Genomic DNA, 23,317 nt, shown 5'->3' with positions numbered 1-23,317 from the left:
TTCGGGGTCTCGCGGCCAGCGCCGCCATCGTTCATGAAGAGAGTTGTCACGTCGCTGGTCCTGGGGCTGGCCGTTCTGGCCGGGCTGGGCCTCTGGTGGGTCGAGCGGCCGCTGCCGCTGCGCAGTGCGCGGGTCGAACTGTCGATCGAGCCCGGCACCCCGACGCGCGAGATCGCCCGGCAGTGGGTCCAGGCCGGTGTGGATGTCCCCCCCTGGCTGCTGTATGAGTGGTTCCGCTGGTCCGGCCAGGCCCGCCGCATCCAGGCCGGCAGCTATGAGATCGAGGCCGGTGTCAGCGCCGCTGGGTTGCTGGACCGCATGGTGCGCGGCGACCAGATCCTGCAGATGCTGCGGGTGATCGAGGGCTGGAACTTCCGCCAGGTGCGCGAGGCCCTGGCCAAGGCGCCCCATCTGCGCCACACGGTGGACGCCCTGAGCGACGCCCAGGTGGCGGCGCTGCTGGGCATCGAGGGCCGCTCGGCCGAGGGCTGGCTGTTTCCGGACACCTATGCCTACAGCCCCGGCGTGAGCGACATCACCGTGCTCAGGCGCGCCCATCTGACGATGCAGAAGATGCTGGCCCAGGCCTGGGACGGGCGGGCTGCCAACTCCCCGCTCAAGACGCCTGCCGATCTGCTGGTGCTGGCCTCGGTGGTCGAGAAGGAAACCGGCAAGCCCGAGGACCGGCCGATGATCGCGGCCGTGTTCAGCAACCGTTTGCGGATCGGCATGCCGCTGCAGTCCGACCCGACGGTGATCTATGGCCTGGGCGAGCGTTTTGACGGCAACCTGCGGCGCGAGGACCTGCAGGCCGACAGCCCCTGGAACACCTATGTGCGGCGCGGCCTGCCGCCCACCCCCATCGCGATGCCGGGCCGGCAGGCCTTGCAGGCGGCCGCCCAGCCGGCCCAGTCGGCTGCACTCTACTTCGTGGCCAAGGGCGATGGCAGCAGCGCCTTCAGCAGCAACCTGGCGGACCATAATCGAGCGGTGAACCAGTATCAACGTGGGGGCAGCTGGTGAGCGCGGCCCGCTTCATCACCTTCGAAGGCATCGACGGCGCCGGCAAGTCCTCGCACATCGAGGCCGTGGCCGACGCGCTGGAACGTGCAGGCCACCGGCTGCTGCGTACCCGCGAACCGGGGGGCACCGAACTGGCCGAACAACTGCGGGACCTGTTCCTGCACCAGCGCATGGATGCGCTGACCGAGGCCTTGCTGGTCTTCGCGGCCCGGCGCGACCATCTGGTGCGCTGCATCGAGCCCGCGCTGGCCGAGGGGCGCACCGTGCTGTGCGACCGTTTCACCGACGCCACCTTTGCCTACCAGGGCGCGGGCCGCGGCTTTGACCTGGCCGTGCTGAGTCAGCTGGAAGCCTGGGTCCAGCAGGGCCGCCAGCCCGACCTGACGCTGTGGTTCGACGTGGCGCCCGAGGTGGCCGCCGCGCGCCGGGCCGGTGCCCGTGCGCCCGACCGGCTGGAAAGCGAAGACATTGCCTTCTTTGAGCGGGTGCGGGCCGGCTACGCGGACCGTGCCGCGGCGGCGCCCACGCGCTTCGCGCGCATTGACGCCAGCCACAGCCTGCAGACCGTGCGCGAGGCCGTGCTGGCCACGGTGCTGGCGCGCGCGGGCTCGGTGACTGCTGCTGGCCGGGACGGGGACCGCCCATGCTGACCGAGCAGGATCTGCCCTGGCTGGCCGAGCCACTGGCCACCTGGCGTGATGGCCAGCGGGGCCATGCGCTGATCCTGCACGGCGGCATGGGCTCCGGGCTGTTCGAGCTGTCGCTGCGCCTGGCCCAGGCCTGGCTGTGCGAACAACCCCCCGGCCCCTGTGACCACTGCCCCAGCTGCCACCTGGCGCAGGCCCACACCCATCCCGATCTGAAGGTCGTGCTGCCGGAAGCCTGGGCCCAGAAGCTCCAGTGGGGCGGCGAGGACGGCGACGGCGAGGTGGCGGACAGCGAAGGCAAGTCGAAGAAGAAGGCCAGCCGCGACATCCGGGTCGAGGCGGTGCGCCAGGCCATTGATTGGGCCCACAGCAGTTCCGGCCGCGGGCGCGGCAAGGTGCTGGTGTTCTTCCCGGCCGACGCGATGAACACCGTGTCGGCCAATGCCTTGCTGAAGACGCTGGAGGAGCCGGGGCAGGGGATGCGCATCATCCTGGCGGTCGAAGACCCGGAGCATCTGCTGCCCACGCTGCGCAGCCGCTGTCAGCGACTGCGCCTGGTGCCGCCCTCGGCGCCGCAGGCGCTGGACTGGCTGGAACGGCAGGGCGTGAAGGACGGGGCGGCCCTGTTGCAGGCCGCCGGGGGCGAGCCGCTGGCCGCGCAGGAACTGGCGCAGGAGGGCGTGACCGGGGCGCAATGGGCCAGCTTGCCGCAGCAGCTGCTGCAGGCCGATGCCCGCTGGCTGTCCACTTGGCCGGTGCCGCGGGCCCTGCGGGCGCTGCAGCAGCTCTGCCACGACCTGATGGCCAGCGCGACCGGCGCGACGCCGCGCTACTTCCCGGCCGACAGCCTGCCGCCGGTGACCGATTGGCGCGCATTGGCCGACTGGAGCCGTGAACTGGCCCGGGTGCAGCGCCATGCCGACCATCCCTGGCAGGGCCCCTTGCTGATCGAAGCCCTGCTGACCCAGGGGCGGCTGGCCATCCATCCGCCCGCAGGCCGGCGTGGCTACACTTGATCCATGAGCGATTCCGACAGTCGAAGCACCGGAATGCCGCTGGGCGCCCCCGCGGCCGTGTCTGGCCGCCCGAGCGTGATCCAGCTGGTGTTCAGGGAGAAAGGTGCTCTCTACGCCGCCTACATGCCGTTCTTCACCGAAGGAGGGCTGTTCGTGCCCACCACGCGGGAGTACGAGCTGGGCGACGACATCTACCTGCTGCTGTCGCTGCCGGGGGATCCGCAGCGCTATCCGGTGGCCGGCAAGGTGGGCTGGATCACCCCGGCCAATGCCTCCGGCGGCCGGACGCAAGGGGTGGGCGTGCGCTTTCCCGGGGACGAGAAGACCCGCGCGCTGAAGATCCGGATCGAAGAGATCCTGGGCACCTCGCTGTCGTCATCCAAACCCACGCAGACCCTTTGACGTTTCGCGGCCCGGGGGCCGCTGCACCATGTTCGTCGATTCCCATTGCCATCTGACCTTTCCTGAACTGCTGGCGGATCTGCCGCGCATCCGCGATGCCATGGCGGAGGCGGACGTGGGGGCGGCGTTGTGCATCAGCACCCGCGCCGACGAAATCGCTGGCGTGGTGGCCCTGGCCGAGACCGATCCGGCCTGGTGGGCCAGCGCTGGTGTGCACCCTGAGACGGAAGACGAGCCCGAGATCAGCGAGGCCGCCCTGCTGCAATGGGCGGCCCACCCGAAGGTGATCGCCATTGGCGAGACCGGCCTGGACTACTACCGGCTGGAAGGCCGGACCGTGGCCGACATGGCCTGGCAGCGCGAACGCTTCCAGGTCCACATCCGCGCGTCGCAGGCCAGCGGCCTGCCGCTGGTGATCCACACGCGCAGCGCGAGCGAGGACACGCTGGCCCTGCTGCGGGAGGCCGCCCGCTCCGGCCCGGCGCCGCGCGGCGTCTTCCACTGCTTCACCGAAACCCGCGAGGTGGCCCGGGCCGCCCTGGACCTGGGTTTCCTGATCTCCTTTTCGGGCATCCTGACCTTCCGCAATGCCGAGGCCTTGCGCGAGGTGGCCCGGCTGGTGCCGCTGGACCGCTGCCTGATCGAGACCGACAGCCCCTATCTGGCTCCGGTGCCGTTCCGCGGCAAGACCAACACGCCAGCCCTGGTGCCGCATGTGGCGGCCGAGCTGGCCAAGCAGCGCGGGATCAGCGTGGCGGCCGTGGCCGAGGCCACCACCCGCAACTTCCAGGACCTGTTCGGGGTGACGACCCCGGGGCAGGGGGCCGCCGCATGAAGCGCCGACACCTGCTGCAAGGCGGCCTGTGGCTGGTCACCGGGGGCGTGACCGGCATCGCCCGGGCCGGCGACACGGTGGACTGGTTCCGCTACATCGAACTGGACCTGGCGCGGGATGTGCGCCAGATGCTGGCCGAGGGCTTCGACGTGAACACCCTCAGCCCCCGCGGGCAGAGCGGCCTGTACCTGGCGCTGCGCGAGGGCTCGCTGGCGGTCGCGGCGGTGCTGCTGGCCGCGCCGGGCATTGCCTTCGACGCGCCCAACCCGGCCGGCGAGACGCCGCTGATGATGGCGGCGATGAAGGGCCATGTGGCGCTGATGGCCCAGCTGATGGCCATGGGCGCGCAGGTGAATCGCCGCGGCTGGACGCCCTTGCACTATGCCGCCGCCGGCGGGCAGGCCGAGGCGATCGAGCTGCTGCTCAGCCAGGGCGCGGACCTGGAGGCGGTGGCGCCCAATGGCAACACGCCGCTGATGATGGCCGCCGGTTTCGGCACCATCGATACCACCCGGCTGCTGTTGCGCCGCGGGGCGGACCCGCGGCCGCGCAACCAGGGCAACCGGCAGGCGGCCGATTACGCCCTGTCCGCCGGTCGGGACGGGCTGGCCGACGAGCTGCGCGAAGCGGTGCAGTCCGCGCGCTGGCAGGGCCACTGAACCGGCGTCCCCGCGGTCACACGCCGACACAGTTGTCAGGCAACTTCTGACACGCGGCTTGTCGCCGGGCCGACTTCTGCCGCACGGGGGGCCTGCCTACAGTACAGGCCATGGGTTCCACACCTGGAGCCTCCTGACGGAGACCACACCATGCGCCATCAAGAAGTCATCGCCAATCCCTTCCTGATGCTGACCCAGCCGGATTCGATCCTGCGGGCGGTGGAACGCTCGGAGCGTCTGGATGGCCTGAAGCGGCGCGTGTGCCGCCCGCTGGACCGCCCGCTGATCCCGAAGATCCAGCAGGCCGATCTGAGCGCCTACGATGACGCCATCGACAGCGAGCCCGAGGACGACATCCTGGACGACAGCCAAGCCTGATCGCCCCGCTCAGGCGGCCTGAGGCTTCTTGCGCAGCCCCAGGGCCAGCACCCGGTAGCGGGCCGGCAGCCCGGCCGGCGTGCGGTAGGCCTCAAGGGCCTGCATCCAGGCCTGCAGCGCGCGGCGTCCCCCCAGCCCCGCCCGCGCCTGGCGCATGTGGTGGGCCCCGACGCCCTTGATGGAATCGACCAGCCGGCGCACGTCCGGGTGGGCATCCACCTCGTCGAAACACTCGCTCCATTCCATCTGCCACTGCGTGGCGGACACCTCGGCCCGCATCTGGGCTTCGGGCGGGAAGCGGTGCACATGCTCCCGGTCGTCCACGTGGGCCCAGGCCGCCGCAATTTCCTGCAGCGTGCCCTCGGCCAGGGTGTTGACGATGAAGCGGCCGCCCGGCCGCAGCACCCGGTGCACCTCGGCCAGCACGGCCGGGAAACTCTCACACCACTGGATGGCGAGGCTGGAGAACACCAGGTCCACGCTGGCATCGGGCAGCGGCATCTGTTCCGCCGCCGCGCAGACCCATTCATAACGCTCGCCATGCTGCAGTCGGGCCTGCGCCAGCATGCCGGGGGCCAGGTCCAGCCCGGTCACCCGCGCGGCGGGATAGGCTTGCTGCAGCGCGGGCAGGCAGTAGCCGGTGCCGCAGCCCAGGTCCAGCACCGCGTCGACAGACTCAGCCGCCGTGGGCAGACGCGCCAGCAGGCGTTGGGCCAGGCGGCGTTGCAGCAGGGCCCGCTCTTCATAGACGGTGGCCGCCCGACTGAAGGCGCGGGCCACGCTGGCCTGCAGGGCCGCCGCGCGAGGGCGCGCCAGTGTGGCGATGGCCTGGGCCAGCGCGGCGGGCTCGGTCAGCGGACTGGCATGGCAGGCCTGCGGCAGCACCTCGACACGCTGCGAAGGGCAGCAGCGGCGCAGCGCGGCGGCGCAGGCCACTGGCAGCACGGCGTCCTGGCCCGACAGCAGGTGCAGCACCGGCTGCTCCAGCCCCGGGGCGGTGGCCCGCAGATCCAGGGCCGCCAGCCAGGCCAGCTCCTGGCGCAAGGTGCCGGTGGTGGGCTGCGGCTGCTGCGCTTCCTGCTGCAGCCATTTGAGATGACGGCGCAGCGCGGGGTCGCCCATCAGCTCCAGGGCGGCGAAACGCCGCAGCAGGGCCGGGGCATCGTCCGTGCCGGCCACAAAGCCCTCGAACACGGCGGGCGGCACCCCGTGGGGCCAGTCCGGGCTGGCCACGAACTTGAGCGAGGCCGCGACCGACACCACGCTCCGCACGCGCGCCGGCCCCGCCTGCTGGGCCGCCTGCAAGGCCAGCATGCCGCCCAGCGACCAACCCACCCAGAGCGCCGATGGGGGCGCCACCGCCAGCAGGGCCTCGATCAAGGCTTCCAGCGACAGGTCCTCCTGGGCGGGGGACTCGCCGCACCCGGGCAGATCGACGGCGTAGACGCACATCCGCCCCGCCAGGGACTCGGCCAGGGGGCGCCACACCTGGGCATTGGCCGCAAATCCGTGGAGACAGAACAAAGCGGGCGACCCGGGGTCGCCCATCACGTGCACCTTCAACGCCATGGCGCGCTAGTGTGCCCCAAGCCGGGAGGCACGCCCGCAGCCAGGGCCAAGCGCTGAGGCTCAGCCCGCGGCGCCGGGGGAGGGCGGCTGGAAGACCGCGGCCAGCGCCGCCGAGTGCTCGACCGCAGCTGGACCGGGACCGCAGGCCACCTGCAGCAGAGGGCGCAACGGCCCGCCCACCACCGCGCTGTCGTAGCACATCCAGCTCAGCGCCCGCACGGTCACCGCGAGCTCGGGGGCCAGGGACAGTGGCGCCAGCCGCTCATGGACCTGCGCCAGAGGCCAGGCGCCGTTGTACAGGCCCGCCGTCACATGGGGCACGTAGGGCGTGGCGTCGGCCTCGGGGACGGCGTCGGACAGGGCGCGGCGCAGCCGGGCCAAGTGGCTGGCGTCGTCGCGCACCGCCAGGCAGGCCGCCGAGGCAAAGCTGAAGGCGCCGCCCAGCTGCAGGGTGAACGGGGCCGGCAGCGCCTCGGCCAAGGCGCTGGCCTGGGCCTGCAACCGGGCCAGGTCGAAGTCGTCGGGCGCCTGCGCCTGGCGCACCGGAAAGCCGCAGATGTGCAGCGTGATGTGGGGCTGCCGCCGGTAGCCGGGCAGCAGCCACGGGGCCAGCGCCGCCTGCACCTGGGCCAGCCGCTGGTCCAGACCAGGCTGCGCGTCCAGGGCAACCGCCCAGACGGCGAAATGGGGCCGGCCGCGGTGCCATTCGATGAAGTCACGCTGCTGGCTGGGCAGGGTCAGGGCGGGCATGGGGTGGCGATGAGCGGAGAGGGGGAGTCTCTCAGAGTTCGCCGCCGAACCGCCAGCGCGCGCCCACCCATAGGGCCCGGGGCGCCCCCGGCGCGACGAACTGCGCGTTGTGCCAATCCGCGGCAGGCAGCAGGCTGCCGTGGGCATCGAAGGCATTGACGGCCAGTTGCCCACCGGTGGCGTACTGGCGGTTGAACAGGTTGGCGACCTTGGCGAAGAGCTCCAGCCCGTCGACGATCTCGTAGTTCGTCGTCAGGTTGACCAGCGTGTAGCCCGCCACCTTGCCAGAGCCGAAGTAAGCCACCCCGTCGGCCTGCTGGGCCTGGTTTTCATTGCCGTGCACCCATTGGCTGGAATAGGCGGCCAGCTGGGTGCCCACGCGCCAGCGGGGCAGGGGGCGCACTTCCAGCGTCAGCTTCAGGCTGTGCCGGGGCAGGCCGGGTAGCTGCTTGCCCGGCCGCACGGCGATTTCGCCCTCTCCGGTGCAGGCGGCGCTGGCTTCGGCGCTGCTGTTGGACTCGGACAGCAGGCAGGCCGGCGTGCGGAAGGTGGCGTCCAGAAAGCTGTAGGCCAGCTGCCAGTCCAGCACATCGCTCTTGCGGGACAGCGTCAGCTCGACCCCTTGCCGGCGCGTGTTGCCGACATTGGCGAAATAGCCCGCGGCATGCCCGTTGCTGATGAACAGGATGTCGTCGCGGTTGTCCGTGCGGTAGGCGGCCGCGCTCCAGTGCAGGTCCGGCGACAGCTGGCCGCGCAGACCCGTCTCCCAGGTGCGGGCCACCACCTGCCGCAGCGGCGGGTCGCTCTGCAACGCATTGGGCAGCACGCAGGGGTGGTCCGGGTCGGAGCAGCCCAGCTCGATCGGGCTGGGCGCGCGGTTGCCCTGGCTGAAGCCGCCGAAGGCCGTCAGGGCCGGGCTGATCTGCCAGGTCAGGCCCGCCGCGGGGTTGAACTTGACGTAGCGGCCCTGGCTGTCCAGCTGCGTGTCCAGCCCCAGGGTGGCGCGCCCGACGTCCATCGTGCGCACCCGGGTCTGGTTGTAGCGGCCCGACAGCGTCAGCTGCAGCGCGGGCGCCAGGTGGATCAGGTCCGAGGCGTAGAGGCTGGCGGTGCGGCTGCTGCCGCGGATCTTGGCGTCCACCTCGGCGGCTTCCAGCTCGCTCACGGCGCGGCTGGCGTCCAGCATGCCCTCCGCGCTGGATTGCTCGAAGCGGTTGTGGGCCTGGTCATAGGACACCCCCAGCGTGAGCGCGTGGGCCCCGACGGACCCCGCCAGCTGCGCGGACAGGCCCTCGCTGTGGTCCCAGGTTCGGGTGCGGTGCTCGACGCCGGTGTTCGGGTCCTCCTCGTCCAGGTCGTCGTTCAAGTCCCCGTTCAGGGTCGAGGCGCGCAGGCGGCGCAGGTAGGCCGTGGTGCTCAGCGTGAGCCCGCCGTCCCCGCGGCGCATGCCGTTGAAGGTCAGCAAGGTCATGCGGTTCTGCGTCTGGTCCGGGCGGGTGTAGATCTGCTGGCGGTCCTGGGCGAGCATCGCTTCCGGGGTCAGGCCATTGCCGATCAGCGTGCTCTGGCCGTGGTTCAGGCTCAGCGTCCAGGAGGCGTCGCCCCAGCGTTGACCGCCCTTCAGGAACCACTGGCGCACGCGGGACGGGGAGTCGTCCCGCCAGCCATCCTCGTCGAAGCTGCTGAAGGCGCCATAAACGTGGCCATGGTCGCCCAGCGCACGGCCGTAGCTCAGCGCTGTGCTGCGCCGCCCGAACGAGCCGCCTTGCACTTCCAACTCACCACCGGGGTCGGTGTCGCCGCTCTTGGTGTTCAGCACCAGCGCGCCGCCCAGCGTGTTCAGGCCGAACAAGGGGTTGGAGCCCGGCAGCAGCGCCAGATCGGCCAGCGCGGTGGTCGGGATCATGTCCCAGTTGACGACATCGCCAAACGGCTCGTTGACGCGCACGCCGTCCAGGTAGACCGACAGGCCCTGCGGAGTGCCCAACAAGGGACTGGCGCTGAAGCCGCGGAAATTGAGCGCCAGCTGATAGGGGTTGCCCTGCGTCTCGTTGACGCTGACGCTGGGCAGCTGGGTGGCCAGCGCCTCCGGCAGGTTCAGGCTCTGAGTTTGGCGCCACTGGCTGGCGTCCAGCGTCTGCACATGGGCCGGCACCTGGTCCTTGGGCACCCCGCCACCCGGCACCGGGGTGGTGCCGACGACCACCAGGGTCTGGACGGCGGGGCTGGGGGGCGAGGAGGGCGGCTCCTGGCCCTGCGCCAGCGGGCAGCAGGCCAGGCCGGTGGCCCAGGCCAGGGGCCTGAGCGGCCAAGGACACAAGCGCATGGGACGTCTCCGTGTTCTGGTTTTGATGGTGGGGCACGCTATCAAGGGGGCCGCCGGCGCAACAGGGAAATCTTCCCGGCACCGGCCCAGCCCCGCTGTCCCACGATCTCAGGGTCTGCCCGTTCCGGGAAAGCCAGCGGCTGTCTCCTTCTGGCGCAATCGGCCGGTGGCGTGTACCAGGATGGGGCAGGGGACCGTGGGGTGAGCGGGGCGGACGGCGGCATGTGCTTTGCAATGAAACCAGGGCCGTCTATTTCGACACGCCGCCATGACCACCCGCTCGCTCGCCCCTCGTCCCGCCGTTGCGCACAGCCGCAGCGACCTGCGCTGGCTGGCCACCGTCACGCTGCTGACCTGGTGGCTGGCTGCGACCTTCGAATGGCAGGAGCAGCTGACCCGGGCCACGGCGCGCTGGGAGGTTTTGCAGCTGGACGAATTGCCGCTGGTGCTGGTCGTGCTGGGCCTGGGGCTGGCCTGGTTTGGGTGGCGGCGCCAGCGGGAAACGGCCGCGCTGCTGGCCCGCAACCAGGCATTGGCCCGGCAGTTGATCGAGGTGCAGGAGCGTGAGCGCAAGGCCCTGGCCCGCGAACTGCACGACGAACTGGCCCAGGACTGCACGGCGATCCGCATCGAGGCCAGCATCCTGCGCCGCGCCGTTGAGGGCGAAGCCCTGCGCGCGGCGGCCTTGCGGGCCTCCGATTCGGCCCTGCATCTGCTGGATCGCCTGCGCGGCCTTCTTCGCCGACTGCGTCCTGCCGAGTTGGACGAATTGGGGCTGCTGGCGGCGCTGCAGTCGCTGGCAACCGCCCATCAGCTGAGGACCGGCATCCGCTGCCAACTGGCGTTGGACAGCGCTTGCCCCGCGCTGAGCGCCGAGATCGAGATGGCCGTGTACCGGGTGGCGCAGGAGGCGCTTTCCAATGTCGCGCGCCATGCCGAGGCCCGCTGCGTGCAGTTGGCGCTGAGCTGCCGCGAGGGGCTGGCCCTGACCGTGGAGGACGATGGCCGGGGCTTCGATCCTGCGGCGAGGACCCCGGGTCTGGGGTTGCTGGGGGCCGCGGAGCGGGCGGCCCTGTTGGGCGGCCGGCTGGAGACCCGACGCGCTGCCAGCGGGGGCACGGTGCTTTCGATGACGCTGCCGCTGGGGGCGACGCCATGATCCGCATCCTGTTGGTGGACGACCATCCGGTGGTTCGGGCCGGCTACCAGCGCCTGCTTGAACTGGAAGGCCGCGCCCAAGTCGTCGCCCAGGCCGGTTCGGTGGACGAGGCCTGGGCCGCCCACCGTCATCACGCCCCGGACCTGACCATCACCGACATCGCCATGCCGGGCAGCGGCGGTCTGGAACTGCTGCGGCGCCTGCGCGAGGCCGATCCCCAGGCCCGGGTGATCGTGTTCAGCATGCACGACAGCGAGATGCTGGCCGAACGGGCCTTCGACCAAGGGGCCAGCGGCTTCGTCACCAAGAGCAGCCCGCCGGAACGGTTGATCGACGCCGTCGACAGCGTCATGCGGGGTGAGCGCTACATCGACCCGGCGCCGTGGCGCGAGCCTGCGCACGATGCGGGCGGCGCACACGAGCGCCTGGCCTCGCTCACGCAGCGGGAATTCGAGATCTTTCAGCTCATTGCCCGCGGTGCGTCGGCCGCGCACTGCGCCCAGGCCTTGCACCTGAGCCCCAAGACCGTCGCCAACCATCAGAGCGTGATCAAGGAAAAGCTGGGCGTGGCCACCTTGGCCGGCCTGGTGCACATCGCATTGCATTGCGGGCTGCTGGTCACCGGGGCGGTTGAGGCGTGAGTGGATGCGGTGGATGGGGTGCCTCGGAAGCCTCCTCTTCATCCATCTGAATGCACGACAATGTATATTATGTCAAATTTACTGGACGGCTTTTTAGTCGACTGCGCCGGCTAGCTGCCCGACAAGAAACACACCCTCCGATGAGCCGTTTCGCGTCAACATAGTCCTAGCGAGGGGCAATTCCGTTCTGCGAGGACCTTGATGACGCGCTGTTCCGCGTCAAGTGGGTGTCCTGGTTCAACCACCATCGCCTGCTTGAGCCCATAGGCCACATCCCGCCCGCTGAGGCCGAGGCAAACTACTCCAGCGGATTTCGCCCGCAGCTGCCGGTCAACACCCAGAGCTGCGATACCTGAAGAGCCGGAAGTTTCTACTTCTGAACGGTACTGAATCGGGTGCAGGGTCACTACACTGGCGCTACTCTTCTAGCCACTCGTCCCGCTGCTCCTTGACAGCCGAGAGCCTTTGTGAATCATTGGGGCTGTGCTGCTTGAGCGATCAGTCGCGCTCGGTCGATCAACTTTTCTCTCGCTGTGACCGCCACGGCGTCAGCGTCAGCCATTCCCGGGGCCAAGAGCTACTGGCTCTTGCTTCTCAATCTACCAACCCTCTACTTCCATTGAGTATATTTTCAATGCTCATTGGCCGCCGCATGTCCATGTCTTTCTCTTTCTATTTGGGGATTTGCATGTATCGCGAATCAATTTCAGCGCGAATATCAGAATTTCGTATCCTTCTCGAGGATAGAGAAGAGGCCGCGCGTTCCCAACTCTCCGTGACGACACGTTTAGATCGGACCTCTGACCCAGTGCTCTATGAAGAGTGCGCCGAGTTAACCCGTTACCTATTTAGTTTGAGCCATGAAACGAGGAAGTACCTCAATGAACTGAAGGCACTGCGGAATGCGGCGCGTGCGCCGCACTTCAGGTAGCAGCTGCCCTAGTGGGATGAGTCTTCGGTTGCCCTTCGCGGCAGCCGGTGCAGGATCACCTGGGCGCTCTGCACCATGCGTCTTGAGGCCGGCCGCATCAAGCACGCCAAGAGCCGCAAGCAACCAAGCTCTACAAGCGTACTGGTCAACACCGGAAGCCATAGCCAAGCACAAGGAACGCTCTAAAGCGTCCTGGGAAGGCAACGACGCTAGGCGTCAGGCGCAGAGTGAACGCTCGAAAGCGTACTGGGCTGCTCGAAGAGCTAAGGCGAGTACTTCAAAAACGCCCGAATGACATCCGCCACTACCCGGACGGCATCATGTTCTACCTGAAACAACTGCGTGCGCAAGTCCTAGGCCAAGGTCAGCTTCCTGCCACATCGGGTGCATCGACAGCAACAAGGTGAACACGACTGCCGAACTACACGACGGCGTGCCGTTCTTCAAGACACGCACGGGTGATGCAACCCGCCGCCTGCACCATCCGGGACAAGTTCCCAGGTGTTCTTCCCTCCTCTAGCACCTAGGGGGTGAGGATGTTCCGGCAGTCGTGTGGCAGTAAGAGGAAACCCACTTGCTCAATTGCTGAGGCGGTCGGCTGAGCGCCTAGCACCCCTGCCAGGGCTGGCCGTCTGTTCTGAAGTCAGTACCATTTCTGCACCGAGATGCGTTCACCAGCCCCGGAACACCATGCCAAGCCCAAAGCAACCTAAGCGCTCGTCCCCTGACGCAGACCTCATGCAAGCCTTTGTTGGCGATCCGCCAGCAATGAAGCTTTGGGCACTTTTTCTCATCAAAGCCCCGAGGCTCGGTGGTGTACTTCTCGGGGCCGGCGGGCTGGGCGGCCTGCTGCACGAACTATTCCGTTATTTCAGTTGACTCATTCCGTGGCTCAGGCGGCCTTCTGTTCGCCATGCTCAGTAAATACGGCCATGTATTACTTGGGAGCAGAACATGGCCTACCCACGCAAGTACGCAATCCAAGCCCAGGCGAAGGCTGGAGAGAGCGTCTTCAGAAGACCAAAGCCGATTTCACAAATCGTGATCTAGACGAAATCCGCACTGACCTCGAAGACAAGGTCTATGCGATGGTGCTGACGTGAGCATTGTCCGCAAGCAAGGGCAGTCAGAGGACGAGTAATGGGCGCTGCTGGATCAGGCCTGAAGTTACGGTCTCGCCGGCTGCGGCGCGTTGCACCAACTGCGAGAGCCTGCTCTTCGCCTGAGGAAGGTCTGCAAAACCCCGCTGCCGACTAGCAGCTGGCGTGAGGCGCAGGCAAGCCTTGCACATCGCGAAATCTCACCCCTGATTTATTCGGCCACAGGGCTCATGAACGGGTTTTTGAAGACCTTCCCTAATAAACGAGAAATTAAATTTCCTGAGTGAAGATCGGGAAAATGAATGTGATATTAACGGCTATAGCCACGCTGGCTACAGCCGGTTTACGCTGTGCTGACGTATGTAATTTTAAAGAAGCTGCGCTTCGCGTCTGGGAACCCACCAGTACAGCCACTGCCACTGTCAACAGAATCCCGCCCACGCCCTGGGGCTGCAGGAAGCTGACCTCTGCTGCCCTCCCCCATTCGGGTTCGATGCGCTCCCGTTCCATTGTTTCCTCCCTAGCGTCTGCGCGCCTGGAGACACCTTACATCAGCACACAGGGACGGCAATGGGCCCCCTGCTTGGTTTAGCATCTGATGGATCGACGGCATGTTGCCTGTCGGCGCATCGTGCGCGGCGTCCTTTCAGGGCGAACCCTACGCAGTGGAGATCTTCATGTACAAGAAAATCCTGGTTCCTGTGGATGGCAGCCCGACTGCCGAATGCGGCTTGAACGAGGCCATCAAGCTGGCCGCTGGCAGTTCCACCGCGTTGCACCTGCTGTATGTGGTCGACCAGTACCCGATGCTGGTGGATTTCGCGGCCGCGGCCAGCTACGAAGAGGTCCAGGAGGATCTGCGGCGCTACGGCAAGGAAGTGCTGGCCAAGGCGCTGGAGACGGCCAAGGCTGCCGGGGTCTCCGCGGACTCGGTGGAGCGTGAGGTCATCGGTGGCCGCGTCGCGGACGTGGTGGTCGAAGAAGCCGGCAAGGCCGGTTGCGACTTGATCGTGATGGGCACGCACGGCCGCCGCGGCCTGAGCCGCCTGACCCTGGGCAGCGATGCCGAGCTGGTGGTGCGCCACGCACCCGTGCCGGTGCTGCTGGTGCGCCACGCCGAAGCGCCGCGCTGATCGTCACCGCCTGGCGGCGGAGAACCAGCGCTGGATCACCTGTTGCACGCCTTCGGGCGTGCAGTGGGTGACGGCGATGGCCTGTTGCTGCTCTGCGGCGCTCAAGGGTTCCGCATGGTCGTACTGCCGCAGCAGCACCTGGCCATCGGCTTCAGAGGGGTCGCCGCCCTGCTGGCTGCGCGCGGCCAGCCGCGCCTGCAACTCCGCCTGCGGGGCCTGGCAATCCAGGATCAGCCAGGGGCTGCCCAGTTCCTGGGCCAGGGCGGCGAAGGTGGCCCGTTGGCCCTGCTGAAGGAAGGCGGCGTCGACGATCACCGGATAGCCCGCCTGCAGCAACGCCCGGGCGCGGCTCGCCAAGGTGTCGAAGGTCTGCCGGGTGGCCTCGGCCGTGTAGATGTCCAGCCCGTGGGCGCGGGAATCCTCCAACGGCTGCAGGCCGAACAGGCGCTTGCGTTCCACGTCCGAGCGCAGGCGCAATGCCCCCGCCGCTTGCAGCAGCGCCCGTGCCCAGGTGGATTTGCCTGACCCGGACAGGCCATGGGTGATCAGCAGCGGTGCGCCCTGCCCGCTCCGCGGCCGGGTCTGGGTTTCCGCCCAGGCCAGATAGTCGGGCTCCCCCGCCGTCGGGGCGGCGCCCTGCCGTTCCCGCAGACCCGCCACCATGGCGCGGACCAGCGCGCGATACACCTCGTAGAAACGCAGGCCGCGCATGCCGTCCCAGTCGCCAGACACGCTCAGATAGCCGTCCAGCAGGGCAAAGGCCAGGTCTGAGCGGCCATGGGCCTGCAGGTCCATGGTCAGAAAGCCCAGGTCGTTCATGGTGTCGATCCAGCGCAGGGCCGGGTCGAACTCGATGCAATCAAAGGGAATGGGCCCCTCGGGCAGCGTCACCACGTTGCCCAGGTGCAGGTCGCCGTGGCCTTCGCGCACATGACCGGTCGCCAGGCGCTGTTGCCACCAGGGCCCCTGTTGCTCAGCCTGCTGCTGCACCCAGTCGTTCAGGGCGGCGGCGCGCGGCTGCAGTTCTGGCCAGCGCTGCAGCGTGTTCAGCACGGTGGTGACGGCCCCCAGGACGACGTCGGGCTGGCCGTAGGGCCCTGCCACCGGGGCGGCAGGCGCCTGTTGGTGAAAGTGCGCCAGGCGCTCGCCCAGGGTGGTCACCGTGTCGGCGCTCAGCTGGTGCTGGGCCAGTCGGTCGCTCCACAGCGCATCGGCCGCGAAGCGGCGCATGTGCAGCACATGGTCGATCACGGGGCCGCTGCCCTGCAGTTCAGCCGCCTCGGCACTGCCGGTGACGGGCTCGACCCCCAGGTACAGCGCGGGGGCCAGTCGGCGGTTCAAGCGCCACTCTTCTTGGCAGTACCAAGCCCGGCGTTCGGCGGTGCTGAAGTCGACGAAACCGAGGTTGACCGGCTTCTTCAGCTTGTAGGCGTCTTCGCCGCAGAACAGCAGCCAGGAGATGTGGGTCTCCGCCCGCTCGACGGCCTGGCCGCGCACCTGGGCCAGATGACGGGCCAGGCCGTCGGCAAGCGTGGTGGTCACGGCGGGCGGGTTCTTGGGTCAGGCGGCCTGCAGCGCCGGGGTGTAGCCGGCTTCGCGCAGGGTTTCCATCACGGCGTCGTCGCTCAGCTTCTGGCTGGTGACGGTGACACGGTGGCTGGGCAGGTCGATCTGCAGCGTGGCGGCCGGATCGGCCTCGGTGACCGCGGCGGTGATGGCTTTCACGCAGTGGCCGCAGGTCATGTCGGGAACAAGAAACTGGCTCATGGCATCTCCTCTAACACCGGTCCGCATGACCGGCATGCGTCCACTGTGTTCCTTCCCATCGTGGGAAGGTCAATGCCAGTGTGCCACGTCCGGTCTCGGGGTGAGGCCTATGCCGTGTTGGCTTGACCTTCCTATGATGGGAGGCTTGAGCATGTCGGTGTCACTTCAGCGAGGCGCGTTGCGTCATTCCATGGCCTCTTCCTCTCCGTCCCAAGAATTCAAGCTCCAGATCGAAGGCATGAGCTGCGCTTCCTGCGTGATGCGGGTGGAGAAAGCGCTGAAAAAGGTGCCCGGCGTGGCCGAGGCCCAGGTCAACCTGGCCACCGAGCGGGCTCAGGTGACGGGCGACGCCGCGTTGCAGTTGGCGCCGTTGCTGGCCGCCGTGGAAAAGGCCGGCTATGGCGCCCAGCCCGTGGTGGAGAGCCAGCCGCCCACCCTGAGCAAGCTGCCCAGCGGCTGGACGGTGGCGGCCAGCGCGGTGCTGACGGTGCCACTGATGCTGCCCATGCTGCTGCAGCTGGCCGGTGTGCACTGGATGCTGAGTGGGCTCTGGCAGCTGGCCCTGGCCACGCCGGTGCAATTCTGGTTTGGCCGCCACTTCTACCGGGAGGGCTGGAAGGCCGCCCGCGCGGCCAGCGGGAACATGGATCTGCTGGTGGCCCTGGGCACCTCGGCGGCCTACGGCCTGTCGCTCTACCTGCTCTGGCGCAGCTGGGGCGTGGACGCTATGCCGCACCTTTACTTTGAAGCCTCGGCGGCGGTCATCACCCTGGTGCTGCTGGGCAAGTGGCTGGAGGCCCGGGCCAAGCGCCAGACGACCGATGCCATTCGCGCGCTCAATGCCCTGCGGCCCGACACCGCCCGCGTGTTGCGCGATGGCCAGGCGTTGGACCTGCCGGTGGCGCAGGTGCGGGTGGGCGACGTGGTGCAGGTGCGCCCGGGCGAGCGCGTGGCGGTGGATGGTGTGGTCACCGAGGGGCGCAGCCATGTGGATGAATCGTTGATCACCGGGGAGAGCCGCCCCGTCGTCAAGACGGTGGACAGCCGGGTGACCGGCGGCGCCATCAACGGCGAGGGCGCGCTGACCGTGCGCACCACCGCGATCGGCGCCGAAACCACGCTGGCCCGCATCATCCGGCTGGTCGAATCGGCCCAAGCCGGCAAGGCGCCCATCCAGCGTCTGGTGGACCAGGTGGCGGCGGTCTTCGTGCCCGCAGTGCTCGGGGTGGCCGCCCTCACCTTTGCCGGCTGGCTGCTGGCGGGCAGCGACTGGGAGCCGGCGCTGATCAACGCGGTGTCGGTGCTGGTCATCGCCTGCCCCTGCGCGCTGGGCCTGGCCACGCCCACGGCCATCATGGCCGGCACCGGTGTGGCGGCGCGCCACGGCATCCTCATCAAGGACGCCCAGGCGCTGGAGCTGGCGCATGCGGTCACCACCGTGGCCTTCGACAAGACTGGCACCCTGACCGAGGGGCGCCCCAGCCTGGTGGCGGTGCTGCCGGCCCCGGGCCAGACCGAGGCCTCGGTGCTGGTGCGCGCGGCTGGCCTGCAGCAGGCCAGCGAACACCCGTTGGCCAAGGCGGTGATGGCGCGCGTGGCCGGCATGTTCCCCGCCGCCCTGCCTGCCGCCACCGAGGTGAGCGCCCTGCCCGGCCGCGGCCTGCAGGGCTTGCTGGGGGGCGAACGCCTGCTGCTGGGCAGCGCCCGGCTGCTGCAGGAACGCGGGCTGGAGGCCGGCCCGCTGGCCGACGATGCCCGGCGCCTGGAGGAGGAGGGCCGCACCGTGTCCTGGCTGCTGCAGGCCCAGGAAGGGAGCACCGTGTTGTTGGGCCTGCTGGCCTTCGGTGACGCGGTCAAGCCGGTGGCACGGGCGGCGGTGGCCCGGCTGCAGGCCCTGGGTGTGCGCACGGTGATGCTCACCGGCGACAACGCGGGCGCGGCCCAGCAGGTGGCCCGGGCGCTGGGCATCGACGAGGTGCACGCCCAGGTGCTGCCCGAGGACAAGGCCCGCATCGTCCAGGGCCTGAAGGCCCAGGGCCAGGTGGTGGCCATGGTGGGCGACGGCATCAACGACGCGCCGGCCCTGGCGGCGGCCGACGTGGGCATTGCCATGGCCACCGGCACCGATGTGGCGATGGAGACGGCCGGCATCACCCTGATGCGCGGCAACCCGGTGCTGGTGGCCGATGCGCTGGACATCTCCCGCCGCACCCACAGCACGCTGCGGCGGGGTCTGTTCTGGGCCTTCGTCTACAACGTGGTGGGCATTCCGCTGGCGGCCTTCGGGCTGCTCAACCCGGTGGTGGCCGGCGCCGCCATGGCCTTCAGCAGCGTCAGCGTGGTCAGCAATGCGCTGCTGCTGCGGCGCTGGCGGCCGGCGGCAGCCAGCCATCCCGATGCCACCACGGAGGAACCAGCATGAACATCGGCGAAGCGGCCCGCGTCTCGGGCGTGTCGGCCAAGATGATCCGGCACTATGAATCCGTGGGCCTGCTGGCGGCGGCGCCCCGCACCGATGCGGGCTACCGGCAGTACAGCGAGCGCGATGTGCACACGCTGGGCTTCATCCGGCATGCGCGGGACCTGGGCTTTGGCATCCCGCAGATCGGCGAACTGCTGAGCCTGTGGCAGGATCGGGGCCGGTCCAGCCGGCAGGTCAAGGCCCTGGCGCAGGCGCACATCGAGGCGCTGGAGCGCAAGGTGCAGGAGCTGCAGGCCATGAAGACCACGCTCTCGCACCTGGTGGCCTGCTGCCATGGCGACGACCGGCCGGACTGCCCCATCCTCGACGGCCTGGCCCAGGACGATCCGCCCGGTGCCTGCTGTCCACCCGGGGCCTAGCCGGCGCGTTGCAGTCCAGGTGTTCCTCTCCTTGAAAGTTGCCATGTCTTCCACCTTGTCGTCCCACCGTCCTTTCATGCTGTGGGCCTGGCGTGGCCGCCTGCTCGCCCTGGTCGGCGCCCTGCTGCTGGTGGCTTGTGCCGGCTTCGGCCTGACGGCGCCGCGCGTGACGGTGGCCGACCTGGAGAGTCTGCCCGGCAAGGGGCTGGAGATGCGCTTTCTGCTGCGCCTGCGGGTGCAGAACCCGAATGCCACCGCGATCGACTACGACGGCCTGACCTTGGACCTGAAGCTGGCCGGCAAGGCCGTCGCCAGTGGCGTGACCAATGCCAAGGGCACCCTGCCCCGCTATGGGGAGACGATGGTGGAGATCCCCGTCACCGTGTCCACGATCAACCTGCTCAAGCAGGCCTGGGGCCTGGCCGAGGGCAAGGGTCTGGACAAGGGCGATGGCCAGGGCGTGCCTTATGAGCTGCATGGCCAGATCGGCACCGGCCTGGGCCGGATTCCCTTCGATCAGAAGGGCACGCTGAACCTGCCCCGCTGAACCTCCGTTCCAGAATGACACTGAATCCAACCGCCACCGCCGCCGAGGTGGTGAGCGCGCTGTGCGCCGCCCACCGCACCCATCAACCTGCCGACAGCCGGGGCCTGGCCGAGGCCCTGGCCACGCCGGACGACGCCTATGCGGTGCAACTCGCCGTGGGCCGCCAGCTGGGCTGGTGGGCCGACCGGCCGGCGCAGGCCTGGAAGTCCGGCGGTGGCACGCTGGACACGGTCACGCACGCCCCGCTGTCGCCTGCCGGTGTGCGGCCCAGCCCGGCGGATCTGCGCGACCTGCCGTTGCGCCGCCGCGGCATCGAGGCCGAGATCGCGCTGCGCCTGGGCGTGGCGGTGGATGCCGCGCGGGCGGCTTCGCTGGATGAGACGGCGGCCGCCGCACTGATCGAGGCCCTGGCCGTGTCGGTCGAGGTGGTCGATTCCCGTTGGGCGGAAGGCCCGGCCGCGGCGCCGCTGCTGCGGCTGGCCGATGGTCAGTCGCACGGTGCGCTGGTGCTGGGGGCGTGGCATCCGTTCGCGCCGGAACGAGATTGGTCCGCCCAGCGCTGCGTGGCGCGGGTGGGCGCGGCCGCACCGGTTGAGTGCCGGGGCAGCCACCCGCTCGGCCGGCCGACCGCCGTCTTGCCCGCTTGGTTGCGCCATGCCACGCGCGATGGCGCGGTGCTGCCCGCGGGCACGGTGGTCACCACCGGCACCTGGGTTGGCCTGCTGGACGCCCAGGCCGGCGACACCGTCACCGTCGCCTTCGACGGCCTGGGCGAGGTGTCGCTGCGGTTCTGAGCCTGGTCAGGCCAGCAACTGCCGCAACACGTAAGGCAGGATGCCGCCGTGGCGGTAGTACTCCACCTCGATCGGGGTGTCGATGCGCAGTGTCAGCGTCACCTCCTGCGTGCTGCCATCGGCCCGGTGGATGACCAGCGTGGCCTCGCGTTGCGGGGTCAGCTCGCCCTCCAGGCGGATGTCGATCACCTCGCTGCCCGTCAGCCCCAGGGACGACCAGCTGTCGCTGCCCTGGAACTGCAGCGGCAGCACGCCCATGCCCACCAGGTTGCTGCGGTGGATGCGCTCGTAGCTGCGCGCCACCACCGCGCGGATGCCCTGCAGCCGGGTGCCCTTGGCCGCCCAGTCGCGGCTGGAGCCGGTGCCGTACTCCTCACCGGCAAAGATCACGGTGGGCACGCCCGCGGCCTGGTAGGCCATGGCGGCGTCGTAGATGGCCAGGCGCTGGCCCTGCGTCTCGCCCGGCAGCTGCATCAGGGTGTAGCCGCCCTCCACCCGGCTGCCGTCCTCAGTGGGCGGCAGCATCAGGTTCTTGATGCGCACGTTGGCAAAGGTGCCGCGCATCATCACCTCGTGGTTGCCGCGGCGTGAGCCATAGCTGTTGAAGTCCACCGGCTGGATGCCCAGTCCCTGCAGATAGCGGCCGGCCGGAGAATCCGGCTTGATCGAGCCAGCCGGCGAGATGTGGTCGGTGGTGATCGAGTCGCCGAACAGCGCCATGATGCGGGCGCCCTGCACGCTCGCTTCACGCGGGGTGGGCGTCAGCTCAAAGCCGTCGAAGAACGGCGGGCGGGCGATGTAGCCGCTGGTGGGCCAGGGATAGACCTCGCCGGTGCTGCCCTGGATCTGCTCCCAGAGCTTGCCCGGCTTGCGGCCGACCTGCGCGTAGTTCTCGCGGAAGGCCTTGGGCCGCATCGCGTGGCGCAGCAGCTTGTCGATCTCCTCGCTGCTGGGCCAGATGTCGCCCAGGTAGATGTCCTTGCCCTTCTTGCCCTGGCCCAGCGGCTGGGTCATCAGGTCCTTGCGGACGTTGCCGGCGATGGCATAGGCCACCACCAGCGGCGGCGAGGCCAGGAAGTTGGCCTTGATCAGCGGGTGGATGCGGGCCTCGAAGTTGCGGTTGCCCGACAGCACCGCGCAGGCCACCAGGTCGTTGCTGGTGATGGCCTCGTTGATCGGCGCGGCCAGGTCACCGGCGTTGCCGATGCAGGTGGTGCAACCGTAGGCCGCCACGTTGAAGCCCAGCTTCTCCAGATAAGGCAGCAGACCGGTGCGGGTCAGGTACTCGGTGACGATGCGCGAGCCTGGGGCCAGCGAGGTCTTGATGTGCGGCCCCACCGTCAGGCCTGCCTCCACCGCCTTCTTGGCCAGCAGGCCGGCGGCCAGCATCACGCTGGGGTTGGAGGTGTTGGTGCAGGAGGTGATGGCGGCGATCAGCACGTCACCGTTGTGCAGCTCGGTGCCGTCGCTGGTGGCAAAGGCCTGGTCCAGCTTCTCGGCCGGCTGGTTGAAGCCGTTGGCGCTGGCCGGGGCCGAGAACAGCTCGTTGAAGCGGCTGGACAGGTGCGTGATCTCGATGCGGTCCTGCGGGCGCTTGGGGCCGGCCAGTGAAGGCGTCACCGACTCCAGGTCCAGCGTCACCACCTCGGAATAGTCGATGTCGCCCTCGCCCGGCACGCCGAACAGGCCCTGGGCCCGGAAATAGGCTTCCAGGGCCTCAATCTCGCTCTTCTTGCGGCCGGTGCCCTGGAAGTAGTCCAGCGTGCGTTCGTCCACCGGGAAGAAGCCCATGGTGGCGCCGTATTCCGGGGCCATGTTGGCCAGGGTGGCGCGGTCGGGCACCGACAGACTGGCCGTGCCTTCGCCGAAAAACTCGACGAACTTGCCCACCACCTTCTGCTTGCGCAGCAACTCGGTGACGGTGAGCACCAGGTCGGTGGCGGTCACGCCTTCGCGCAGCCGACCGGTCAGGTGCACGCCGACCACGTCCGGGGTCAGGAAGTAGACCGGTTGGCCCAGCATGCCGGCCTCGGCCTCGATGCCGCCCACGCCCCAGCCCACCACGCCGATGCCGTTGATCATCGTGGTGTGGCTGTCGGTGCCCACCAGGGTGTCCGGGTAGTAGAGCTTGTCGCCCTTGGGGCCCGTCTTGTGCACGCCGCGGGCCAGGTATTCCAGGTTGACCTGGTGGACGATGCCGAAGCCCGGGGGCACGACGCCGAAGGTGTCAAAGGCCTGCATGCCCCACTTCATGAACTCGTAGCGCTCGCGGTTGCGCTCGAACTCCAGCTTCATGTTCAGGTCCAGCGCCTTCTTGCTGCCGAAGTAGTCGATCATCACCGAGTGGTCGACCACCAGGTCCACCGGCACCAGGGGCTCGATGGCGGTGGGCGGCTTGCCCAGTTCGGCGGCCACGTTGCGCATGGCGGCCAGATCGGCCAGCAGCGGCACGCCGGTGAAGTCCTGCAGCACCACCCGGGCGACGACGAAGGGGATTTCCTCGTTGCGCGGGGCCTTCGGTTGCCACTGGGCCAGCTGCTGCACATGCTCCTTGCTCACCCGCTGGCCGTCGCAGTGGCGCAGCACCGCCTCCAGCACGATGCGCAACGACACCGGCAGCCGCTTGACGTTCGGAAACTGGCGGGCCAGCTTGGGCAGCGAATAAAAGCGCCCCTGCTTCCCGGACCGGGTCTCGAAGGTGTCCAGGGTCTTGGCAAACGGGTGCGCGGGCAAACGGCTCATCGACAGTACTCCTCTGAGGGTGGCTGGAAGACCAGGCGGCGCCGGCCGATGGGCGCC

General features: G+C 69.0%; 21 protein-coding genes. 15 read left to right on the top strand and 6 right to left on the bottom strand.

Annotation, left to right across the window (positions count from 1 at the left end; genetic code table 11):
* Window positions 1-33: 33 nt before the first annotated feature.
* From mltG to KGA65_RS07615, 7 genes are all read left to right on the top strand, one after another.
* On the top strand, window positions 34-1,023 hold the full coding sequence (mltG, locus tag KGA65_RS07645; protein ID WP_225862545.1) for an endolytic transglycosylase MltG: 990 nt from the start codon (window positions 34-36) through the stop codon (window positions 1,021-1,023).
* Window positions 1,020-1,673 carry a dTMP kinase gene (gene tmk, locus KGA65_RS07640; RefSeq protein ID WP_225862544.1) on the top strand — a complete coding sequence of 218 codons (654 nt, stop codon included), beginning with the start codon at window positions 1,020-1,022 and terminating at the stop codon, window positions 1,671-1,673. The genes mltG and tmk overlap by 4 nt, the downstream gene beginning before the upstream one ends.
* On the top strand, window positions 1,667-2,686 hold the full coding sequence (locus tag KGA65_RS07635; RefSeq protein ID WP_225862543.1) for a DNA polymerase III delta subunit-related protein: 1,020 nt from the start codon (window positions 1,667-1,669) through the stop codon (window positions 2,684-2,686). The genes tmk and KGA65_RS07635 overlap by 7 nt, the downstream gene beginning before the upstream one ends.
* 33 nt (window positions 2,687-2,719) lie before the next feature.
* Entirely contained in the window at window positions 2,720-3,088 is a 369-nt protein-coding gene (locus tag KGA65_RS07630; RefSeq protein ID WP_375142619.1) for a PilZ domain-containing protein, read from the top strand.
* 28 nt (window positions 3,089-3,116) lie between these two features.
* A complete protein-coding gene (locus tag KGA65_RS07625) occupies window positions 3,117-3,923 on the top strand; it encodes a TatD family hydrolase (protein ID WP_225862541.1) in 807 nt (268 codons plus the stop codon).
* On the top strand, window positions 3,920-4,582 hold the full coding sequence (locus KGA65_RS07620) for an ankyrin repeat domain-containing protein (protein ID WP_225862540.1): 663 nt from the start codon (window positions 3,920-3,922) through the stop codon (window positions 4,580-4,582). Before KGA65_RS07625 ends, KGA65_RS07620 begins: the two co-directional genes overlap by 4 nt.
* 150 nt (window positions 4,583-4,732) lie before the next feature.
* Complete coding sequence (locus KGA65_RS07615) at window positions 4,733-4,960, top strand: hypothetical protein (RefSeq protein WP_225862539.1); 228 nt, start codon at window positions 4,733-4,735, stop codon at window positions 4,958-4,960.
* Window positions 4,961-4,969: 9 nt separating this feature from the next.
* Here KGA65_RS07615 and bioC read toward each other — a convergent pair whose 3' ends face one another.
* The 3 genes from bioC to KGA65_RS07600 form a co-directional block, all read right to left on the bottom strand.
* Complete coding sequence (bioC, locus tag KGA65_RS07610; protein WP_225862657.1) at window positions 4,970-6,508, bottom strand: malonyl-ACP O-methyltransferase BioC; 1,539 nt, start codon at window positions 6,506-6,508, stop codon at window positions 4,970-4,972.
* An 81-nt stretch (window positions 6,509-6,589) separates the two neighbouring features.
* Window positions 6,590-7,279: a 2'-5' RNA ligase family protein gene (locus tag KGA65_RS07605; protein WP_225862538.1), complete on the bottom strand. Its 690-nt coding sequence runs from the start codon at window positions 7,277-7,279 to the stop codon at window positions 6,590-6,592.
* Between the two features lie 31 nt (window positions 7,280-7,310).
* A complete protein-coding gene (locus KGA65_RS07600; RefSeq protein ID WP_225862537.1) occupies window positions 7,311-9,605 on the bottom strand; it encodes a TonB-dependent receptor in 2,295 nt (764 codons plus the stop codon).
* A 268-nt stretch (window positions 9,606-9,873) separates the two neighbouring features.
* Here KGA65_RS07600 and KGA65_RS07595 point away from each other — a divergent pair, with 268 nt between their 5' ends.
* The 4 genes from KGA65_RS07595 (at window position 9,874) to KGA65_RS07580 (ending at window position 14,569) form a co-directional block, all read left to right on the top strand.
* Window positions 9,874-10,764 (top strand): ATP-binding protein, encoded by an 891-nt coding sequence (locus KGA65_RS07595; RefSeq protein ID WP_225862536.1) that lies wholly within the window; start codon window positions 9,874-9,876, stop codon window positions 10,762-10,764.
* Window positions 10,761-11,405 carry a response regulator transcription factor gene (locus KGA65_RS07590; protein WP_225862535.1) on the top strand — a complete coding sequence of 215 codons (645 nt, stop codon included), beginning with the start codon at window positions 10,761-10,763 and terminating at the stop codon, window positions 11,403-11,405. The genes KGA65_RS07595 and KGA65_RS07590 overlap by 4 nt, the downstream gene beginning before the upstream one ends.
* A 1,669-nt stretch (window positions 11,406-13,074) precedes the next feature.
* Entirely contained in the window at window positions 13,075-13,215 is a 141-nt protein-coding gene (locus KGA65_RS07585) for a hypothetical protein (RefSeq protein WP_225862534.1), read from the top strand.
* An 898-nt stretch (window positions 13,216-14,113) separates the two neighbouring features.
* The gene (locus tag KGA65_RS07580) at window positions 14,114-14,569 is read left to right on the top strand and encodes a universal stress protein (protein WP_225862533.1); all 456 of its coding nucleotides are present in this window, start codon (window positions 14,114-14,116) and stop codon (window positions 14,567-14,569) included.
* A gap of 3 nt (window positions 14,570-14,572) precedes the next feature.
* Here the strand turns inward: KGA65_RS07580 and KGA65_RS07575 are convergent, their stop codons facing one another.
* Window positions 14,573-16,111 (bottom strand): bifunctional aminoglycoside phosphotransferase/ATP-binding protein, encoded by a 1,539-nt coding sequence (locus KGA65_RS07575; RefSeq protein ID WP_225862532.1) that lies wholly within the window; start codon window positions 16,109-16,111, stop codon window positions 14,573-14,575.
* An 18-nt stretch (window positions 16,112-16,129) separates the two neighbouring features.
* On the bottom strand, window positions 16,130-16,336 hold the full coding sequence (locus tag KGA65_RS07570) for a heavy-metal-associated domain-containing protein (protein ID WP_225862531.1): 207 nt from the start codon (window positions 16,334-16,336) through the stop codon (window positions 16,130-16,132).
* Between the two features lie 190 nt (window positions 16,337-16,526).
* Here KGA65_RS07570 and KGA65_RS07565 point away from each other — a divergent pair, with 190 nt between their 5' ends.
* The 4 genes from KGA65_RS07565 to KGA65_RS07550 are packed head-to-tail and all read left to right on the top strand — an operon-like array spanning window position 16,527 to window position 20,518.
* Entirely contained in the window at window positions 16,527-18,758 is a 2,232-nt protein-coding gene (locus tag KGA65_RS07565) for a heavy metal translocating P-type ATPase (protein WP_225862530.1), read from the top strand.
* On the top strand, window positions 18,755-19,177 hold the full coding sequence (gene cueR, locus KGA65_RS07560) for a Cu(I)-responsive transcriptional regulator (RefSeq protein ID WP_225862529.1): 423 nt from the start codon (window positions 18,755-18,757) through the stop codon (window positions 19,175-19,177). Before KGA65_RS07565 ends, cueR begins: the two co-directional genes overlap by 4 nt.
* Before the next feature lie 43 nt (window positions 19,178-19,220).
* Window positions 19,221-19,724: an LEA/WHy family protein gene (locus tag KGA65_RS07555; protein WP_225862528.1), complete on the top strand. Its 504-nt coding sequence runs from the start codon at window positions 19,221-19,223 to the stop codon at window positions 19,722-19,724.
* 14 nt (window positions 19,725-19,738) lie between these two features.
* On the top strand, window positions 19,739-20,518 hold the full coding sequence (locus KGA65_RS07550) for a fumarylacetoacetate hydrolase family protein (RefSeq protein ID WP_225862527.1): 780 nt from the start codon (window positions 19,739-19,741) through the stop codon (window positions 20,516-20,518).
* 6 nt (window positions 20,519-20,524) lie between these two features.
* Here the strand turns inward: KGA65_RS07550 and acnA are convergent, their stop codons facing one another.
* Window positions 20,525-23,260 (bottom strand): aconitate hydratase AcnA, encoded by a 2,736-nt coding sequence (acnA, locus tag KGA65_RS07545; RefSeq protein WP_225862526.1) that lies wholly within the window; start codon window positions 23,258-23,260, stop codon window positions 20,525-20,527.
* Between the last annotated feature and the right edge of the window lie 57 nt (window positions 23,261-23,317).

This window comes from Ideonella benzenivorans (assembly GCF_020387415.1).
GTDB classification, from domain to species: Bacteria; Pseudomonadota; Gammaproteobacteria; order Burkholderiales; family Burkholderiaceae_C; genus Ideonella; species Ideonella benzenivorans.
The sequence above is the reverse complement of the archived record's forward strand: the minus strand, read 5'-3'. Positions and strand labels throughout refer to the sequence as shown.

Bases quoted from the DNA above. Each gene is read 5' to 3' on its own strand.
- mltG (WP_225862545.1), top strand. From the start codon at position 34: ATGAAGAGAGTTGTCACGTCGCTGGTCCTGGGGCTGGCCGTTCTGGCC.
- KGA65_RS07635 (WP_225862543.1), top strand. From the start codon at position 1,667: ATGCTGACCGAGCAGGATCTGCCCTGGCTGGCCGAGCCACTGGCCACC.
- KGA65_RS07630 (WP_375142619.1), top strand. From the start codon at position 2,720: ATGCCGCTGGGCGCCCCCGCGGCCGTGTCTGGCCGCCCGAGCGTGATC.
- KGA65_RS07625 (WP_225862541.1), top strand. From the start codon at position 3,117: ATGTTCGTCGATTCCCATTGCCATCTGACCTTTCCTGAACTGCTGGCG.
- KGA65_RS07620 (WP_225862540.1), top strand. From the start codon at position 3,920: ATGAAGCGCCGACACCTGCTGCAAGGCGGCCTGTGGCTGGTCACCGGG.
- KGA65_RS07615 (WP_225862539.1), top strand. From the start codon at position 4,733: ATGCGCCATCAAGAAGTCATCGCCAATCCCTTCCTGATGCTGACCCAG.
- bioC (WP_225862657.1), bottom strand. From the start codon at position 6,508: ATGGGCGACCCCGGGTCGCCCGCTTTGTTCTGTCTCCACGGATTTGCG.
- KGA65_RS07605 (WP_225862538.1), bottom strand. From the start codon at position 7,279: ATGCCCGCCCTGACCCTGCCCAGCCAGCAGCGTGACTTCATCGAATGG.
- KGA65_RS07600 (WP_225862537.1), bottom strand. From the start codon at position 9,605: ATGCGCTTGTGTCCTTGGCCGCTCAGGCCCCTGGCCTGGGCCACCGGC.
- KGA65_RS07595 (WP_225862536.1), top strand. From the start codon at position 9,874: ATGACCACCCGCTCGCTCGCCCCTCGTCCCGCCGTTGCGCACAGCCGC.
- KGA65_RS07590 (WP_225862535.1), top strand. From the start codon at position 10,761: ATGATCCGCATCCTGTTGGTGGACGACCATCCGGTGGTTCGGGCCGGC.
- KGA65_RS07585 (WP_225862534.1), top strand. From the start codon at position 13,075: ATGCAAGCCTTTGTTGGCGATCCGCCAGCAATGAAGCTTTGGGCACTT.
- KGA65_RS07580 (WP_225862533.1), top strand. From the start codon at position 14,114: ATGTACAAGAAAATCCTGGTTCCTGTGGATGGCAGCCCGACTGCCGAA.
- KGA65_RS07570 (WP_225862531.1), bottom strand. From the start codon at position 16,336: ATGAGCCAGTTTCTTGTTCCCGACATGACCTGCGGCCACTGCGTGAAA.
- KGA65_RS07565 (WP_225862530.1), top strand. From the start codon at position 16,527: ATGGCCTCTTCCTCTCCGTCCCAAGAATTCAAGCTCCAGATCGAAGGC.
- cueR (WP_225862529.1), top strand. From the start codon at position 18,755: ATGAACATCGGCGAAGCGGCCCGCGTCTCGGGCGTGTCGGCCAAGATG.
- KGA65_RS07555 (WP_225862528.1), top strand. From the start codon at position 19,221: ATGTCTTCCACCTTGTCGTCCCACCGTCCTTTCATGCTGTGGGCCTGG.
- KGA65_RS07550 (WP_225862527.1), top strand. From the start codon at position 19,739: ATGACACTGAATCCAACCGCCACCGCCGCCGAGGTGGTGAGCGCGCTG.
- acnA (WP_225862526.1), bottom strand. From the start codon at position 23,260: ATGAGCCGTTTGCCCGCGCACCCGTTTGCCAAGACCCTGGACACCTTC.